The 15814-nt window shown below is 55.4% G+C and carries 20 protein-coding genes and 1 riboswitch; of the genes, 17 read left to right on the forward strand and 3 right to left on the reverse strand.

Features of this window, described 5'->3' with window-relative positions; translation table 11 throughout:
• Positions 1-21 precede the first annotated feature (21 nt).
• From B9L21_RS04360 to lysA, 8 genes are all read left to right on the forward strand, one after another.
• The gene (locus B9L21_RS04360; protein ID WP_063165383.1) at positions 22-645 is read left to right on the forward strand and encodes a stage V sporulation protein AA; all 624 of its coding nucleotides are present in this window, start codon (positions 22-24) and stop codon (positions 643-645) included.
• Positions 632-1063 carry a stage V sporulation protein AB gene (locus tag B9L21_RS04365; RefSeq protein ID WP_063165384.1) on the forward strand — a complete coding sequence of 144 codons (432 nt, stop codon included), beginning with the start codon at positions 632-634 and terminating at the stop codon, positions 1061-1063. Before B9L21_RS04360 ends, B9L21_RS04365 begins: the two co-directional genes overlap by 14 nt.
• A 17-nt stretch (positions 1064-1080) precedes the next feature.
• Positions 1081-1509 (forward strand): SpoVA/SpoVAEb family sporulation membrane protein, encoded by a 429-nt coding sequence (locus B9L21_RS04370; RefSeq protein WP_063165385.1) that lies wholly within the window; start codon positions 1081-1083, stop codon positions 1507-1509.
• Positions 1510-1526: 17 nt separating this feature from the next.
• The gene (gene spoVAD, locus B9L21_RS04375) at positions 1527-2555 is read left to right on the forward strand and encodes a stage V sporulation protein AD (RefSeq protein WP_063165386.1); all 1029 of its coding nucleotides are present in this window, start codon (positions 1527-1529) and stop codon (positions 2553-2555) included.
• A gap of 36 nt (positions 2556-2591) precedes the next feature.
• The gene (locus tag B9L21_RS04380) at positions 2592-2942 is read left to right on the forward strand and encodes a SpoVA/SpoVAEb family sporulation membrane protein (protein ID WP_063165387.1); all 351 of its coding nucleotides are present in this window, start codon (positions 2592-2594) and stop codon (positions 2940-2942) included.
• Between the two features lie 5 nt (positions 2943-2947).
• Positions 2948-3559, forward strand: a complete 612-nt coding sequence (locus B9L21_RS04385) for a stage V sporulation protein AE (protein ID WP_063165388.1) — start codon at positions 2948-2950, stop codon at positions 3557-3559.
• On the forward strand, positions 3507-4985 hold the full coding sequence (locus tag B9L21_RS04390; RefSeq protein ID WP_063165389.1) for a spore germination protein: 1479 nt from the start codon (positions 3507-3509) through the stop codon (positions 4983-4985). The genes B9L21_RS04385 and B9L21_RS04390 overlap by 53 nt, the downstream gene beginning before the upstream one ends.
• Before the next feature lie 563 nt (positions 4986-5548).
• Entirely contained in the window at positions 5549-6868 is a 1320-nt protein-coding gene (gene lysA, locus B9L21_RS04395; RefSeq protein ID WP_063165391.1) for a diaminopimelate decarboxylase, read from the forward strand.
• Positions 6869-6893: 25 nt separating this feature from the next.
• Here the strand turns inward: lysA and B9L21_RS04400 are convergent, their stop codons facing one another.
• Both B9L21_RS04400 and B9L21_RS04405 read right to left on the reverse strand, forming a co-directional pair.
• Entirely contained in the window at positions 6894-7769 is an 876-nt protein-coding gene (locus tag B9L21_RS04400) for a DUF1002 domain-containing protein (RefSeq protein ID WP_063165392.1), read from the reverse strand.
• Between the two features lie 35 nt (positions 7770-7804).
• A complete protein-coding gene (locus B9L21_RS04405; RefSeq protein ID WP_063165393.1) occupies positions 7805-8296 on the reverse strand; it encodes a CBO0543 family protein in 492 nt (163 codons plus the stop codon).
• A 191-nt stretch (positions 8297-8487) separates the two neighbouring features.
• On the opposite strand from B9L21_RS04405, the gene B9L21_RS04410 reads away from it, so the two are divergent.
• From B9L21_RS04410 to B9L21_RS04435, 7 genes are all read left to right on the forward strand, one after another.
• On the forward strand, positions 8488-8928 hold the full coding sequence (locus tag B9L21_RS04410; RefSeq protein ID WP_063165394.1) for a peptidylprolyl isomerase: 441 nt from the start codon (positions 8488-8490) through the stop codon (positions 8926-8928).
• Positions 8915-9043 (forward strand): hypothetical protein, encoded by a 129-nt coding sequence (locus B9L21_RS18030; protein WP_257722316.1) that lies wholly within the window; start codon positions 8915-8917, stop codon positions 9041-9043. The genes B9L21_RS04410 and B9L21_RS18030 overlap by 14 nt, the downstream gene beginning before the upstream one ends.
• A gap of 48 nt (positions 9044-9091) precedes the next feature.
• Positions 9092-9224, forward strand: a riboswitch (FMN riboswitch).
• 221 nt (positions 9225-9445) lie between these two features.
• Positions 9446-10546 carry a bifunctional diaminohydroxyphosphoribosylaminopyrimidine deaminase/5-amino-6-(5-phosphoribosylamino)uracil reductase RibD gene (ribD, locus tag B9L21_RS04415; protein WP_063167309.1) on the forward strand — a complete coding sequence of 367 codons (1101 nt, stop codon included), beginning with the start codon at positions 9446-9448 and terminating at the stop codon, positions 10544-10546.
• Positions 10546-11190 (forward strand): riboflavin synthase, encoded by a 645-nt coding sequence (gene ribE / locus B9L21_RS04420; RefSeq protein ID WP_063165395.1) that lies wholly within the window; start codon positions 10546-10548, stop codon positions 11188-11190. The genes ribD and ribE (B9L21_RS04420) overlap by 1 nt, the downstream gene beginning before the upstream one ends.
• Positions 11191-11213: 23 nt before the next feature.
• Entirely contained in the window at positions 11214-12407 is a 1194-nt protein-coding gene (locus tag B9L21_RS04425; RefSeq protein ID WP_063165396.1) for a bifunctional 3,4-dihydroxy-2-butanone-4-phosphate synthase/GTP cyclohydrolase II, read from the forward strand.
• Positions 12408-12424: 17 nt separating this feature from the next.
• Positions 12425-12889: a 6,7-dimethyl-8-ribityllumazine synthase gene (gene ribE / locus B9L21_RS04430; protein WP_063165397.1), complete on the forward strand. Its 465-nt coding sequence runs from the start codon at positions 12425-12427 to the stop codon at positions 12887-12889.
• A 120-nt stretch (positions 12890-13009) separates the two neighbouring features.
• Positions 13010-13360: a GNAT family N-acetyltransferase gene (locus B9L21_RS04435; protein ID WP_063165398.1), complete on the forward strand. Its 351-nt coding sequence runs from the start codon at positions 13010-13012 to the stop codon at positions 13358-13360.
• 54 nt (positions 13361-13414) lie between these two features.
• Here the strand turns inward: B9L21_RS04435 and B9L21_RS04440 are convergent, their stop codons facing one another.
• Positions 13415-14131 carry a DUF309 domain-containing protein gene (locus tag B9L21_RS04440; protein ID WP_225995616.1) on the reverse strand — a complete coding sequence of 239 codons (717 nt, stop codon included), beginning with the start codon at positions 14129-14131 and terminating at the stop codon, positions 13415-13417.
• Between the two features lie 59 nt (positions 14132-14190).
• Between B9L21_RS04440 and B9L21_RS04445 the strand changes: the two genes are divergently transcribed.
• On the forward strand, positions 14191-14949 hold the full coding sequence (locus tag B9L21_RS04445) for a segregation/condensation protein A (protein WP_063165399.1): 759 nt from the start codon (positions 14191-14193) through the stop codon (positions 14947-14949).
• Between the two features lie 216 nt (positions 14950-15165).
• Positions 15166-15795 (forward strand): SMC-Scp complex subunit ScpB, encoded by a 630-nt coding sequence (gene scpB / locus B9L21_RS04450; RefSeq protein ID WP_063167311.1) that lies wholly within the window; start codon positions 15166-15168, stop codon positions 15793-15795.
• The last annotated feature ends 19 nt before the right edge of the window (positions 15796-15814 follow it).

Here is a 15814-nt window from a genome sequence, read left to right on the forward strand (position 1 = left end):
GGGGATAAAGGTGTGGGACAGATGGCAAACACCGTGTTCATTAAGCCGCGCCATCGCGTGCAAGTAAAGCCGGAGGCGCTCGTCACGTTGGGGCAGGTGGCGCAAATCGCCGCGATGGATGGCCGGCTCATTCGGCGGCTGAAGGCGATTCCGCTTTATCGCATTCAACCGAGCGACAAAAATATCGTCATTATCGATATGATGCACATCGTCCGGGCTGTGCTCGATGTCGACGAGTCGCTCGATGTGCAGATGGTTGGCCCGTCGCAGACGATCGTCGAAGTTGTGTATGAAAAACGGCGGTTTTCGACGGCTTCTTTTATTCTTGTTTGGCTTCTTTTGTTCGTCGGTTCGGCGATGGCCATCATGAACTTTCACGAAGATGTAAGCATGCAGCAAGTGCATCGCCATCTGTATGAAATGATGACCGGCCAATCGGTCGACAAGCCGCTGCTTTTGCAAATTCCGTATTCGCTCGGGCTTGGCATCGGGATGGTGTTATTTTTCAACCATTGGTTCCGCAAGCGGATTAATGAAGAGCCCAGCCCTCTTGAAGTCGAAATGTTCAACTACCAGCAGGCCATTGACCAGTACGTGATTTTGCATGAAAACAAAGAAAGCATGAGACATCTTGACGACGCTTGAGATTTTGCTGGTAGTGTTCGTCGGCTTCGCTGGAGGGCTGGCGGTCGGAACCGGATTTGTCGCTTTTTTAGTCGTGCTTGGCGTCATTCCGCGGTTGACGCAGCTGACGAAAACGGTGAAATGCATCCACGCGTACGAGTGGAGTGCCGTCGCCGGCGCCATCGTCGGCGGATGGATGAGTTTGCGCCATTCTGTCTGGCACTTGTCGAAATATTGGCTGGCGCCGATCGGATTGTTGCATGGCATCTTTATTGGGATGCTCGCTGCGGCGCTGACGGAAGTATTGAACGTTTGGCCGATTTTAGCGAAACGCATCGGTGTTGACGATAAAATTGTCATTTTATTGATGGCGATCGCCTTCGGCAAAGTAGCAGGCTCATTGTTCCATTGGCTTTATTTTGCCGATTACTTTCACTGAAAAAGGGGGACGAAAACGTGGGATTAAAAGCCGATTATCTCCGTGAGGTGAAGGCGTTTCAGCCTTCCCCCCCATACGCCGCCAACGCGGCCAAGGCGTTTTTTGCCGGCGGGGCGCTTTGCGCGCTGGCCCAATGGCTTGCTGAGTGGCATGGCCGCCTGTTTGCCGCTTCGCCGTTTGCCGCTCAATTATGGGCGGTGACGGTGATGGCCGGATTGGCGATCGCGCTGACAGCCGTCGGTAGATATGACGATTTCAGCCAGTTCGCTGGTGCGGGGGCGACGATGCTCATGACGGGGCTGGCCAACGCCCTGGCCAGCGCGGCGATCGAGCACCGGAGCGAAGGATGGACGGCGGGAGTGGCCGGGCAGATGTTGAAAGCCGGGGGGGCAACCATCATTTACGGCGTGATCGTTGCTTACGTGCTCGGCCTCTTTTGGCCATAACGAAAAGAGGGAAGGACATGAAGCGTGTCGGGAAGCAGACGTGGGTGTTTGATGAGGAGATTTACATCAGGGCCGCTGCCACCGCTGTCGGTCCGCTCGAGGCCGATGGGCCGCTTGGCCGCTATTTTGACATTTCCTATCGCGACTTATATTGCGGCGAAGAGACGTGGGAGCTGGCCGAGCGGCGGTTGATGAGCGAGGCGGTTGCCCGCTGTCTGCAAAAGGCCGGCATCTCTGCCCGCGATGTGGATTTGTTTTTAGCCGGCGATTTATTGAACCAAAATGCGACGTCCAACTATGTCGCGCGCGGGCTGCCGATTCCGTTTTTATGCCTGTTCGGCGCCTGCTCGACGTCGATGCAGACGCTGGCGGCAGCGGCCGCTTTGGTCGGCGGCGGGCTCGCCGATACGGCGCTTGTGGCGACGAGCAGCCATAACGCGACCGCAGAGCGGCAATTTCGTTATCCGACCGAACTTGGGGTGCAAAAGCCGAAAACGGCAACCTTTACCGTCACGGGAGCCGGCGCTGCGCTCGTCGGCCGCACCCCGGGGCGATGGCGCATCCGGGCGGCGACGATCGGCAAAGTGATCGACGCCGGGGTGACGAATCCGCTCGATATGGGGGCGGCGATGGCTCCGGCAGCGGCGGATACGATCGAGCGGCATTTCCGCGATTTAGGTGCATCGCCGCGCGATTATGACTTGATTGTCACCGGCGACCTATCACGCGTCGGCAGTGTGATCGTCCGCGAGCTGCTGGCTGAATCCGGCTATGATATAAGCGACGTCTATAACGACTGCGGATTGATGATTTACCGCCCGGATCAAAAGGTGTTTGCCGGCGGCAGCGGCTGCGCCTGTTCGGCGGTCGTTACGTACGGCTATTTGCTCAACGAGCTTGACCGCGGCACGTTTCGCCGGCTGTTTGTCGTCGCCACCGGGGCGCTTCTTAGCCAAACGATGGTCCAGCAAAAACAATCGATTCCGGCCGTCGCCCACGGCGTCGTCATTGAAGCGGCCAAACGTGAGCCGGGTTCGCTGCCATAAAAAGGCTTTCGTGCCTGAGCAAGGGGGAATGCAATGATGGAATACGTCCGTGCCTTTTTGGCCGGCGGGCTGCTATGCGCCCTCGCCCAGCTTGCCATCGACCGCGGCAAATGGACGCCGGCCGGCGTCGCCAGCGCGCTTGTCATCTTGGGCGTCCTCCTTGGGTTTAGCGGCGTATACGACCGGTTTGCCGCTTGGGCTGGCGCAGGGGCGACGATGCCGCTGAGCGGATTTGGCTATTTTTTGGCGAAAGGCGTGATTGTCGAACCGCGGCCGGACGGCCTAGTCGAGACCGGAGCGGCAGTGTTTCGCTTTGCCGGTGCTCTATTCGCCTTTATCGTGGCTGGCTCGTTTTTCGCTGCGCTCATTTGCAAACCGAAAGGGTAGAGATCATGAAAAAACGACGGGTGATTCTAGTGACCGATGGGGACGAATTCGCGTGCCGGGCGATCGAGCGGGTGGCCGCCGATCTTGGCGGCCGCTGCATCTCCCGTTCGCAAGGCAATCCGACGAAACTAAGCGGCGAACAGCTTGTGGAGCTTATTTTGCAAACGCCGCATGACCCGGTGTTTGTCATGTTTGACGATTGCGGCGCCATCGGGGAGGGATCGGGCGAAGAGGCGCTCCGTTACGTAGCAACGCATGAGCAAATTGAAGTGCTCGGAGCGCTGGCGGTTGCTTCCAATACGCACCAGCACGAATGGACAAAAGTGCACGTCAGCATCGACCGTGACGGCTTGATTACAGAATACGGAGTCGATAAAGAAGGCGTCCGCGATCTCGACGTCGGACGGATTAACGGCGACACCGTCTACTGTCTTGACCGGCTCAACATACCCCTTGTCGTCGGCATCGGCGACATCGGCAAAATGGGATACCGCGACCATGCGAAAAACGGGGCGCCCATTACGCGCAAGGCGGTCGAGTTGATTCTTGAAAGGAGTGATGGCCATGCCGGAAAAAGGGAAAAAGGAAACAGTGCCGATCGCGGAGAAACTCGTTGACAACGCCAAGTTTTTACAAAAACGAATCGGCGTCGGCACAAGCTTTGATTTAGGTGTGCGGAAAGTTCACGTGCTAAACCGGGAAGTACATATTTATTACTGCAACGGTTTATGCGACACCCAATATATTATCGAATTGTTAAAACAAATCGTGCGCGTCAATGACGATGAGCGCCAAGTCGCCCAAGCGCGGCAAATTATTGAGAACCGGCTCGTCCACCAGCAAGTGAGTCCGGTGACAAGCCTTGACGAGGCAGTCGATAAGCTGCTGTCCGGGTTGATCATCGTCTTGATCGAAGGCGAATCAACCGGGTTTGCCGTCGACGTCCGCAGCTACCCGGGCCGGCAGCCGCAAGAACCGGATACGGAAAAAGTCGTGCGCGGCGCCCGCGACGGGTATGTTGAAAACATTATCGTCAATACGGCGTTGACCCGGCGCCGCATCCGTGATGAACGGCTGCGTCTTGAAATTTTGCAAGTCGGGGAACGATCGAAAACCGATATATGCATCGCCTATATTAAAGATGTCGCCGACCCGGGGCTTGTCGAGCTTGTCAAAAAGGAGTTGAAACAAATTAATGTTGACGGGCTGACGATGGGTGACAAAACAGTGGAGGAGTTTTTAGTCAAGCAAGGGTATAACCCGTACCCGCTCGTCCGCTACACGGAGCGGCCGGACGTTGCGGCGACGCATTTGCTTGAAGGGCATGTGCTCATTATGGTCGACACGTCGCCAAGCGTCATTATTACGCCAACGACGTTCTTCCACCATGTCCAGCACGCAGAAGAGTACCGGCAGTCGCCGGGGGTCGGAACGTTCGTCCGCTGGGTGCGGTTTTTAGGCATTTTGTCGTCGCTGTTTTTGCTGCCGCTTTGGGTGCTGTTTGTGCTCGAGCCGTCGCTCTTGCCGGAATCGTGGGCGTTTATCGGGCCGAACAAACAGACGAACATTCCGATTGTCATGCAAATTTTGCTCGCCGACTTCGGGATTGAGTTTCTGCGGATGGCAGCGATTCATACGCCGACGCCGCTGTCGACGGCCATGGGCTTAATCGCTGCTGTTTTGATCGGGCAAATCGCCATCGATGTCGGGTTGTTTGTACCGGAAGTCATTTTGTACGTCGCGGTGGCGGCGATTGGCTCATTTGCGACACCGAGCTATGAGCTCAGTATAGCCAATAAGATTTCCCGCTTGGCGCTTGTCATATTGGTCGCCTTATTTAAAGTGCCAGGGCTCGTGATCGGCACGACCGTTTATTTGCTTTGGTTAGCGAGCATCCGCTCGCTGAACACGCCGTACTTATGGCCATTTATTCCCTTTGATCCGGCGGCATTTATGCAAATTGTCGTCCGCCGTTCGGCCGCTGGAGCGAAAGTGCGCCCGAGCATCGTCCATCCGCAAGACCGGCAAAAGCAGCCATCGTGACGCGAATCGCTCCCGTTTTCCTTTTCAACGTTTAACGTCATTCTCGAAAGAAGTCTCCCTCCTCAAGGAATGTGCAGGGCGGACGCCCAATGAGCAGGAAGGAAAGAAATGTCGGTGGGCCATCGCCAACAAATTGGATCGTTGATGGTTCGAACGGACACCTTCGGAACGAAGGGAAGCGTAAATAGTTCTTGTGAGTGGCTTACCGTTCAACGAACACGCACAAGTTACTTGAAGCCCCCACCCCTAAGCGAAGCGCAGGCGGTGGGCAGCTCATGCGGCCGTTTCCGTTGGCATATGTTGACGGCCGCTTTTCTCGTGATGGCGCTATTGCAACTTGTATATAATTATGATAAGTTATATTTGATGTTCCGCACCTTAGAAAGTGCGGGATGGGCGGGCCGCCCGCTCCGTTCGGACGCGCCCGGGTGCATGGCTGTATAGAGCGGCCCGTTGCGTGGCAGAACCGATCGCTCTGCGGCTTTGTTCTTTCAAGGCAGTTGCCGATCGCGAACTGTCTTTTTGCTTTTTTGCGCCATTTTGATGAGGAATGAGGGATTTTCATGTTTTTTCATGGGACGAGCCGCGTCAATGAAAAAGGGCATTTGGAAATCGGCGGCGTCGACACGGTCGAGTTGGCCGAGATGTACGGCACGCCGCTTTATATTTATGACGTTGCGTTGATCCGCGCGCGGGCGCGCGCGTTTAAAGAAGCGTTCCGCCGCCATGGCGTGCGGGCGCAAGTGGCTTACGCGAGCAAGGCGTTTTCTTCGATTGCCATAGTGCAGCTCGCCGCTGAGGAAGGGCTGTCGCTTGACGTCGTGTCGGGCGGGGAGCTGTATACGGCGATCGCTGCCGGATTTCCGTCGGAGCGCATCCATTTCCATGGCAACAATAAAAGCCGGGACGAGCTGGAGATGGCGCTCAAACATGGCGTCGGCTGCATCGTCGCTGACAACTTTTACGAGCTCGAGCTCATTGAACAACTGGCCGTTCCTTCCGGCCGGGCGGTCCCGGTGTTGCTCCGCGTCACGCCGGGCGTCGAGGCGCATACGCACGATTATATTTTAACGGGTCAGGAAGACTCAAAGTTTGGCTTTGACTTAAACAACGGCCAGGCGGATGAGGCGTTCCGCCGTGTGATGGGATCGCCGGCGTTTCAGCTGCTTGGCGTTCACTGCCATATCGGTTCGCAAATTTTTGAAACGGCCGGTTTTGTGCTTGCTGCACAAAAAGTGTTCACAAAGATGGCGGAATGGAACAAGGAGCACGGGTTTGTCCCTTCGGTCATCAACCTTGGCGGCGGCTTTGGCATCCGCTATACGGAGGAGGACGATCCTATTCCGGTGTCAGCGTACGTCGATTGCATCGTCGAGGAAGTGAAAAAGCAGGCTGAAGCGCATCGGCTTCCGCTGCCGGAAATTTGGATCGAGCCGGGCCGTTCGCTCGTCGGCGATGCGGGGACGACGATTTATACGATCGGCTCTCGCAAAGACGTGCCGAATGTCCGCACATATATCGCGGTCGACGGTGGAATGAGCGACAACATTCGTCCAGCGCTGTACGGGGCGAAATACGAAGCGGTGATCGCCAACCGGGTGCTAGGCGAGCGAACAGAAACCGTGTCAATCGCCGGGAAGTGCTGCGAGTCGGGCGATATGCTCATTTGGGATCTCGCGCTGCCCGAGGCGAAGCCAGGCGATTATTTGGCCGTCTTTTGCACCGGCGCCTACGGCTATTCGATGGCGAACAACTACAACCGTCTGCCGCGCCCGGCAGTTGTCTTTGTCGAAAATGGCGACGCCCAGCTCGTTGTCAAACGGGAAACATATGAAGATTTAATCCAGCACGATTTGCCGTTCAAGGCGAAGGTGAGAAAATAAAAAAGCCCGCGTGAAGCGGGCTTTTTTATTGGCTCGAGGAGAACGCTGATTTGATGGCATTCCAAATCTCTTTTAGAATGTCAACAACATGTTGGATGAACGTTTTTCCTTCTTCCGACTGCAAAAATGCCGACAGTTGTTCTTTTGCTTTGCTGAGCTGGTCATTGACTTGATCCCAGTTGATATCCACGTTTTGCATTTTGTGGAAGAGGGAAATGAGGCTGTTGATTTCGTTTTCGCTTAGCGTAATGCCAAGGTCGTTGGCGATTCGTTCAATCAAGGCGCGCAAATCGGCGTCCGTTTGCGGCGGATTGTTGGCGATTTCTTCTTTGATTTTCGCCAGCAAGGCGACCGCCTTGTCCGGACCGATCGAGTCGGCCAGCTTCGCCGTTTGCACCATTTCTTCGTTCGCCACTTTTTTCACAGCATCCGGAATGGCTTGGTCAGAGGAAATTTCGTACGCCTTCATTAGCCCGGTCAGCGCGGCGGTGCCCGACACCGGGAACGGGGCGGTGACGTAAATGTCGGCGTCTTTCACCCCGGCGGTAATTAAGGCGTTCGTATACATTTCTTTCGTCACCCATGTGATGTTATGCGTCTCGACATTCAGTCCGGAGCCCGGTTCGCCGATCGTAATCATCGACGATGAGATGGCGCGCGTACCGATTTGCGCTTTCGGGATGAGCCCATCCAAATATTTATGCTCTTCAGCGTTTGAGACGGTAACCGTCTGTGCCCCGTCCGGCGCTTTCATTTCTTCGAGCACTTTTTGCTTTTGCTCGTCTGTCAAGTTTTCCCCGAGCGTTACAATGACGTCGCCCGGTGCGGCATCGGCCGTCGCCATGGCCGGAAATGCCAGCAGCATGACCGCCAGCAGCGATGAAGCGATCGTTCGTTTCACGCAGCTCCCCCCTGTTCATAAAAAGTGCACTATCATTATACCGTACGCCCGCCTGTTTTTCTATCGAAACGGCGTTCCGCCTTCGCCGCCAGACGGCGCACAAGGAGAAAGTGAATCCGCAAAATAAGGAACAAAAGCGGGTACAAAGCCGCTGAGTAGGAAAGCTTCCAGCCGCGGTAGTACAGCAGCCCCGTCCGCAGCGCGGCAATTTCATAGAGAACGGAAAAGAGCGACCACCCGCCGATATAGGCGGCTTGCTTCCAAACCGGCTGCCGCAGCGGGTAAACGTTTAAAAACAGAAGATTGACGATGGCGTAAACAAAAGTCATAAACAAATATGCCAGCCCGTCAACCCCGGGATAAAAATAGCCGTATAAATGGTATTTGAGATCGAGAAATAAATCGGCAGAGAGGCCGAGACAGATGGCAAACAGCGAGGTCGTGTACATTTCAAGCACTGAAAGCTGTTTTGGCATGATGATAAACAAAACGAGAAATACAATCACGGTTACCGCCATCAACAACATCACCGGAAGCCCCCCTTGATCGTTCAACCCCGCCTATTATTATCACTAGTATGCCCATTTGTGCTTCATATCAATATATTATATTAAAAAAACATTGGATGTGTGGGTGAACAGGCATTTTTGCTTTCTTTCCGTTGGACAATCATGGTATGATAAAGACGGTTCAAGCGTGACAAAGGAGATGAAGCGTGATGGCGAAAAAAGGTTATATTTTGATGGAAAATGGCGGGAAAATTGAATTTGAACTGTTTCCGAATGAGGCGCCGGTGACGGTGGCTAACTTTGAAAAATTAGCGAACGAAGGATTTTATAACGGGCTGACGTTCCACCGTGTCATCCCCGGGTTTGTCAGCCAAGGCGGCTGCCCGCGCGGCAACGGTACGGGCGATGCCGGCTATACGATTCCGTGCGAGACGGACAACAATCCGCACCGGCATGTCACCGGGGCGATTTCGATGGCGCACCGCGGCCGCGATACCGGCAGCTGCCAGTTTTTCATCGTCCATGAACCACAGCCGCACCTAGATGGGGTGCATACCGTCTTTGGCCAAGTAACGTCCGGGATGGACATCGTCAAGGCGATGAAAAACGGCGATGTGATGAAGGAAGTGAAAGTGGTTGACGAACCGTAAGCAGCGGACGGAAGATGACGAGCGGACAAGCCGAAACAATTGGCGGTTGTTTTTCTTCCTGCTGGCGGTCAGCTTGTTATGGGGAGCAGCATATTGGCTTTGGATCGCCAAGTGATGATGCAAGGCTGCCAATGTGGTATAATAGAACATAATCATATCGCTATGCATCCTTCGGGGCAGGGTGAAATTCCCGACCGGCGGTGATGAGGCCGATGCCTCTCAGCCCGCGAGCCGTATAGGCACGATCCGGTGCGATTCCGGAGCCGACAGTATAGTCTGGATGGGAGAAGGATGAGAATGTGCGCACGGCTGTTTTAAGCCGAGCGGTGCCGGCAGAGGAGGCGTCTGCCGTCCGGCCCGCATGGCAACAGCCTCCGTTTCCGTACGGCAAACACAACCTTGATTAACGAACGAATGTTCTTGTTTGCTGTTATGCGCATCATGGATCATTCTCTCACGTCTCAAAGCCCCGGAGCGTCTCCGGGGTTTTTTATTTTATAGAGGAAAGGTGGGTATGGTGTACAACGATGAATATTACATGCGGTTGGCGCTTGATGTAGCTAAGGCTGGGATTGGTCAAACGTCCCCCAATCCTGCTGTCGGCGCTGTCGTCGTGAACGGCGGCATGATTGTCGGACTCGGCGCCCACTTAAAGGCGGGGGAGCCGCACGCCGAGGTGCATGCGATTCGCATGGCCGGCGAAAAGGCGCGCGGGGCCACAGTATATGTGACGCTTGAGCCGTGCAGCCATTACGGCAAAACGCCGCCATGCGCCGATTTGCTCATCGAAGCCGGCGTCCGCCGCGTCGTCGTGGCGACGACCGACCCGAATCCGCTTGTCGCCGGAAAAGGAATTGACAAGCTGCGCCGGGCGGGCATTGACGTGGATGTCGGAATATTAAAAGAAGAAGCGGATGAGTTAAACCGCATGTTTTTCCATTATATTGTGACGAAAACGCCATTTGTGACGATCAAGTATGCGTGCAGCCTCGACGGCAAAATTGCGACGGCGACAGGGGAAAGCAAATGGATCACATCGAACGCGGCGCGTGAGGATGTCCATCGTCTCCGCGCCCAGCATGACGCCATTTTAGTCGGCGTCAACACCGTGATGGCCGACAACCCGAAGCTCACCGTTCGCATCGGGGAACAGCGGAAAAACCCGCTGCGGATCATTTTGGATACAAACTTGCATACGCCGCTTGATGCCCATGTTGTTGCCGACAAGGAAGCGGAAACGTGGATCATCACCGGCAACGGCGTCGGCCGGGAAAAGATGAAGGCGTATGAGCGGCTTGGGGTGCGCATCGTGCCGATGGCGAGCGCGCGCGTTGATGTGGGCGATGTGCTCCGCCTGCTTGGCGAGCAGCGCGTCACGTCATTGTTTGTCGAGGGCGGCTCGCGGGTTCATGACAGCTTTCTTCGCACTGGGGCGGTCAATGAAGTCGTCGCCTATATGGCTCCGAAACTCATCGGCGGCCGCGAAGCGCCAACGCCCATCGGCGGTTTTGGCTTCTCGCGTCTCGCCGAGGCGATGGAGCTTGACATCCGGCGGGTGGAAACGGTCGGTCCGGATATCAAAATCGTCGCTGTACCGAAAAGAAGGGGGAGAGCATGATGTTTACCGGTATTATTGAAGAAATCGGCGCGATTGAACAAATGAGGCAAACGGGCGACGCCATTGTGATGACGATTGGCGCCAGGCGGGTGCTTGAAGACGTCCAGCTCGGCGATAGCATCGCCGTCAACGGCGTCTGCCTGACCGTCACTTCATTTACGGATCGGCAGTTTACGGTTGATGTCATGCCGGAGACAGTGAAGGCAACAGCGTTGTGCACATTAAAGCCGGGGGCGAAGGTGAACCTAGAGCGGGCGATGGCGGCCGGCGGTCGGTTTGGTGGCCATTTCGTTACCGGACATGTCGATGGCGTCGGACGCATCGTCCGGCAATGGCCGAAGGCGAACGCCGTCTATTATGAAATCGAAGTCCCGCCCTCACTGCGTTCATATATGATTGAGAAAGGGTCGGTGGCCGTCGATGGGACGAGCCTGACGATTTTCGGCTTGAGCGAGCGCACGTTTACCATTTCGCTCATTCCGCATACGCGGGAGGCGACGATTTTAGGCGAAAAACGGCCCGGCGACCTCGTCAATATTGAGTGCGATATGATCGGCAAATACGTCGCCGCCTTTCTCGCAGCGAAAGAAACGCCGCCTTCCGGATTGACGATTGGGTTTTTGGAGCAGCACGGCTATAAATGAGTGGGAAAAGGGGGTAAATGACCATGTTTGATGCGATCGAAGCGGCGCTTGCCGCGCTGAAAAACGGTGAAGTGATCATCGTTTGCGATGACGAAGACCGGGAGAATGAAGGGGATTTTGTCGCGCTGGCCGAAAAAGCGACGCCGGACGTCATTAATTTTATGATTACGCACGGCCGCGGGCTCGTCTGCGTCCCGATTACGGAAGAATTGGCGGCGCGTCTCGGGCTTGAGCCGATGGTCACTCATAATACCGATGCACACGGCACGGCGTTTACGGTAAGCGTCGACTACAAAACGACGACGACCGGGATCAGTGCTTACGAGCGGGCGGCGACGATCCAGGCGCTGCTTGATCCGGACGTAAAGGCGAGCGATTTCAAACGGCCAGGGCATATTTTTCCGTTAATAGCAAAAAAAGGAGGAGTCCTGCGGCGCGCCGGCCATACGGAGGCGGCGGTCGATTTGGCCCGCTTATGCGGAGCGAAGCCGGCCGGCGTCATCTGCGAGATTATTAAAGAAGACGGGACGATGGCGCGCGTTCCTGATTTGCGGGATATTGCCGATCAGTTCGGACTAAAAATGATTACGATTAAAGATTTAATCGCGTACCGAAGCCAGCGGGAAAAACTAGTGAAACGCGAAGTGGAAATTTCACTGCCGACCGAGTTCGGCGAGTTTCGCGCCATCGGCTATACGAATGTTTTAGATGGAAAAGAGCACGTCGCCCTCGTGAAAGGCGAGATCGTTCCGGACAAAGCGACGCTCGTGCGCGTCCATTCGGAATGTTTAACCGGCGATGTGTTCGGTTCGTATCGGTGCGATTGCGGCCCGCAGCTGCATGCGGCACTGCGGCAAATTGAAGCGGAAGGGAGCGGGGTGCTGCTTTACATGCGCCAGGAAGGGCGCGGCATTGGCCTCATGAACAAGCTGCGCGCCTACAAGCTGCAGGAGCAAGGGTATGATACCGTCGAGGCGAACGAGAAGCTCGGCTTTCCGGCCGATTTGCGCGACTATGGCATCGGGGCGCAAATTTTAAAAGATCTCGGCGTGACGAAAATGCGCCTGCTGACGAACAATCCGCGCAAAATCGCCGGCTTAAAAGGGCACGGACTCGAAGTCGTCGAACGCGTTCCGCTTCAAATGCCGCCGAAAAAGGAAAACGAAAAGTATTTGCGCACGAAATATGAAAAATTAGGGCATATGCTTCATTTTTGATGAAAGGGGAACGAACCATGAACGTCATCGAAGGAAATTTCGTCGGCACCGGGCTGAAAATCGGCATCGTCGTCGCCCGCTTTAACGAATTCATCACCGGCAAGCTGTTGTCCGGGGCCATTGACGGCTTGACGCGGCATGGCGTCAGCGACAGCGACATCACGGTCGCGTGGGTGCCGGGCGCGTTTGAAATTCCGCTTGTGGCGAAAAAAATGGCCGAATCGAAGCAATTTGACGCTGTCATTACGCTTGGCGCCGTCATCCGCGGCGCGACGAGCCATTTTGACTACGTGTGCAGCGAGGCGGCCAAAGGCGTCTCCCACGCGGCGCTTGCAAGCGGCGTTCCGGTCATTTTCGGCGTTTTGACAACCGATACGATCGAGCAGGCGATCGAGCGGGCCGGCACAAAAGCGGGCAATAAAGGATGGGAGGCTGCTGTTTCCGCGATCGAAATGGCGAATGTCTTGCGGACGCTTGCGTAATTTGCGTAAAAAGGCATGAAATGGTTCACAATATCGGTGAGAATGTTTATAATACGTATAGAGAAAATGACAAACACTTTTCCTTTTCGGAAAAGCGCTTGTCGATAATGAGGGATTTTTATGTTGATCCGTTACCGAAAAAACTATGAGAAAATTGCCATGGGACTGCTGTCGTTTATGCCGACGGAAAAAGACTTGAAACGGCTGCAGCAGACGATCAAACAATATGAAACGAACAGCGATTGGCAACTGTTTTTATGGAAAGAAGGGGATGACATCGTCGGCATTATCGGTGTCCTGCTGCGCGCTCCCGATGTTGTGCAAATCCAACACATCAGCGTCAACCCGTCACACCGCCACCAAGGGATCGGGAAACAGATGGTCAAGGCGTTAAAAGAGGCGTACCCTGACCGCCGGCTGTGCGCCAATGAGTGGACTGCCTCGTTTTTCGATAAATGCCAAACGTGCTAGCTGAATAAAAACTCGGCGCGGCGCCGCGCTTTTGCGGGCGGCGGAGGGGGGAGCTTATTTCCCCTCCGCTTTGGCCCGCTTTTTTTGTTCGCGGGCGGCGATGATGTCGGTGCGGTCGCGCCGCCGGTGTTTGTCGATCACGTCCATATTGGCGGTGTCGCTTGCCTGCCCCCAAACGAGCTGCCGCTCGGCACAGGCGGCCTGACATTGCTCATAGAGCGAGCGGTCAGCAATCGGCAGTTCGATGCTTTCATACGGTTCGCCATGGGCGATGCGCCTGGCTGTATCATCGAGCAGGGCGGCGAGCGCCCGATCATCGAGGCCGAGTCGGCGAATCATCCCGCGCGCACCCTCAAGCAGCACCCGCGCCCGTTTCACAAGGCGCAGCGCCCCAGAGGTGTTGCCGCGCCGATAATGGTAGAAGGCGACCGCGATTTGGATCAGCACAAGCCATTCCATTGTTCGGCCGTCTCGTTTCCACTGTTCCTCTAAAATTTCATGGCATTCAAAATAGTCGCGGTCGCCATGGAAATGGACTAAATAATCAATATACGCCTTCGGATACATCAGCCATCGTTCCTTTCGCAAAGGCCTGACTAGCTTGAAAGCGGCCCCGCCGGCGGGGTGAAGTTGACGCCGCCTTGTTCCCTGCCTGACGGCAGCGGCTGGCATGCCGAAGGGAAAGCTTCCTTCTTCATTATACGCCGCCGCGGCCCCAAGGGCAAAAAAGCGGCCGCTTTCCGTTCGCTTCATCGTTTGATTATGGTACAATAAATGTACCGCAACCGAGGACGGGACGCACGGACGATGGCTGTGGAAAAAATGGTGGGATGGATGTGCAATTGCCGTACAGTGTCAAAATTGAAGCGTTTGAAGGGCCGCTTGATTTGCTTTTGCATTTAATCAATCGCTATGAGATTGATATTTACAATATTCCGGTAGCGCAAATTACGGAACAGTATATGGCGTACATTCACGCCATGCAAGAGCTCGAGTTGGATATCGCCAGCGAATATTTAGTGATGGCGGCCACACTGCTGGCGATCAAAAGCAAAATGCTGCTGCCGGCGCCGGAGGAAGAGGCCGACGGCGACATCGAGTTTGTCGAGGCGGACGATCCGCGCGAAGAGCTGATGCAGCGGCTGCTCGAATACAAAAAGTTTAAAGAAGCGGCGCGAGAGCTGAAACAGCGCGAAGAAGAGCGGGCGCTTTTATTTACAAAGCCGCCAAGCGACTTGAGCGCGTATGCCGATGAAAAAAAGGCGGCAGTGCCGCTTGACGTCAACGTATACGATATGCTGGGCGCCTTGTCGAAACTGCTGCGCCGCAAAAAGCTGCAAAAACCGGTGCGGACGAAGATCACCCGGCAAGACATTTCCGTCGAAAAGCGGATGGCGGAAATTTTGCATGAGTTGAGACAAACAAACAGGCGGAAACACTTTTATGAGCTGTTTCCGGCTTATGACCGTTCGTCTATCGTCGTCACTTTTTTAGCCATTTTGGAATTGATGAAGCAAAATAAAATTATCATTGAACAAGAGCGGAATTTCAGTGATTTGTTTATTGCGGCCAAACACCCGGCCGTTTAGGGCGCACCGGTTTGGCTGCGGCGGTTCGCGGCAGCGGGCCGCTTTCCTTTTGCGGCGCCGCCGATTGGGTAAATAGCGCAAACAATGTTCTGCTGGCATAGTGGACAGGCGGTGCGCGCCGCCCGCGTAGAACGGCTGCCGTCTTGGCGGCCAACGGAAACGGACAGAAAGGGGGACTGTTGCGCCAGCTAGGAACGCTTGGCGCGGCGAAGCGCGATGGAACAACAGGAAACGGTAAAAAAAGACGGTGCCGGCGCGGGGCGCCCGGCGAAGGCGATCGTTGAAGCGCTGCTGTTTGCTGCCGGCGACGAGGGGCTGTCGCTCGCCCAAATCGCCGCTGTGCTCGATGTCGACGAATCGGAGGCGAAAGCGGTCGTTGCGGCGCTGCGGGAAGACTACAGCCGGGAGGAGCGCGGCATTCAGCTCATAGAGCTGGCTGGCGTGTTTTTGCTGGCGACGAAAAAAGAGCACGCCCCGTATTTAAAAAAGCTCGTTGAGGCGCCAGGGGCGTCGTCGCTGTCGCAGGCGGCGCTTGAGACGCTGGCCATCATCGCCTACCGCCAGCCGATTACACGCGCTGAGATTGAGGAAATTCGCGGCGTGAAAAGCGACAAGCCGCTCCAGACACTAATGGCCCGGGCGCTCATCAAAGAGGTTGGGCGCGCCGAAGGAACCGGGCGCCCGATTTTGTATGGCACAACAGCGGAATTTCTTGACTATTTTGGGCTGAAAACGCTCGAGGAGCTGCCGCCGCTGCCTGAATGGGCGGATGATGGCGAGCTCGAGCGGGAGGCAGATTTATTTTTTGAAAAATTGGCGGAAAATTTGAGCGACGAAAAGCCGTAATATGGTAAACTAAAGAAAA

The organism is Geobacillus uzenensis (genome assembly GCF_002217665.1).
Classification (GTDB): Bacteria; Bacillota; Bacilli; order Bacillales; family Anoxybacillaceae; genus Geobacillus; species Geobacillus subterraneus.

What these genes read in the sequence shown, in the direction of transcription:
- B9L21_RS04360 (WP_063165383.1), top strand. Translation starts at nt 22, where the DNA reads ATGGCAAACACCGTGTTCATTAAGCCGCGCCATCGCGTGCAAGTAAAG.
- spoVAD (WP_063165386.1), top strand. Translation starts at nt 1,527, where the DNA reads ATGAAGCGTGTCGGGAAGCAGACGTGGGTGTTTGATGAGGAGATTTAC.
- B9L21_RS04380 (WP_063165387.1), top strand. Translation starts at nt 2,592, where the DNA reads ATGGAATACGTCCGTGCCTTTTTGGCCGGCGGGCTGCTATGCGCCCTC.
- B9L21_RS04385 (WP_063165388.1), top strand. Translation starts at nt 2,948, where the DNA reads ATGAAAAAACGACGGGTGATTCTAGTGACCGATGGGGACGAATTCGCG.
- B9L21_RS04390 (WP_063165389.1), top strand. Translation starts at nt 3,507, where the DNA reads ATGCCGGAAAAAGGGAAAAAGGAAACAGTGCCGATCGCGGAGAAACTC.
- lysA (WP_063165391.1), top strand. Translation starts at nt 5,549, where the DNA reads ATGTTTTTTCATGGGACGAGCCGCGTCAATGAAAAAGGGCATTTGGAA.
- B9L21_RS04405 (WP_063165393.1), bottom strand. Translation starts at nt 8,296, where the DNA reads ATGTTGTTGATGGCGGTAACCGTGATTGTATTTCTCGTTTTGTTTATC.
- B9L21_RS04410 (WP_063165394.1), top strand. Translation starts at nt 8,488, where the DNA reads ATGGCGAAAAAAGGTTATATTTTGATGGAAAATGGCGGGAAAATTGAA.
- ribE (WP_063165395.1), top strand. Translation starts at nt 10,546, where the DNA reads ATGTTTACCGGTATTATTGAAGAAATCGGCGCGATTGAACAAATGAGG.
- B9L21_RS04425 (WP_063165396.1), top strand. Translation starts at nt 11,214, where the DNA reads ATGTTTGATGCGATCGAAGCGGCGCTTGCCGCGCTGAAAAACGGTGAA.
- ribE (WP_063165397.1), top strand. Translation starts at nt 12,425, where the DNA reads ATGAACGTCATCGAAGGAAATTTCGTCGGCACCGGGCTGAAAATCGGC.
- B9L21_RS04435 (WP_063165398.1), top strand. Translation starts at nt 13,010, where the DNA reads ATGTTGATCCGTTACCGAAAAAACTATGAGAAAATTGCCATGGGACTG.
- B9L21_RS04445 (WP_063165399.1), top strand. Translation starts at nt 14,191, where the DNA reads ATGGATGTGCAATTGCCGTACAGTGTCAAAATTGAAGCGTTTGAAGGG.
- scpB (WP_063167311.1), top strand. Translation starts at nt 15,166, where the DNA reads ATGGAACAACAGGAAACGGTAAAAAAAGACGGTGCCGGCGCGGGGCGC.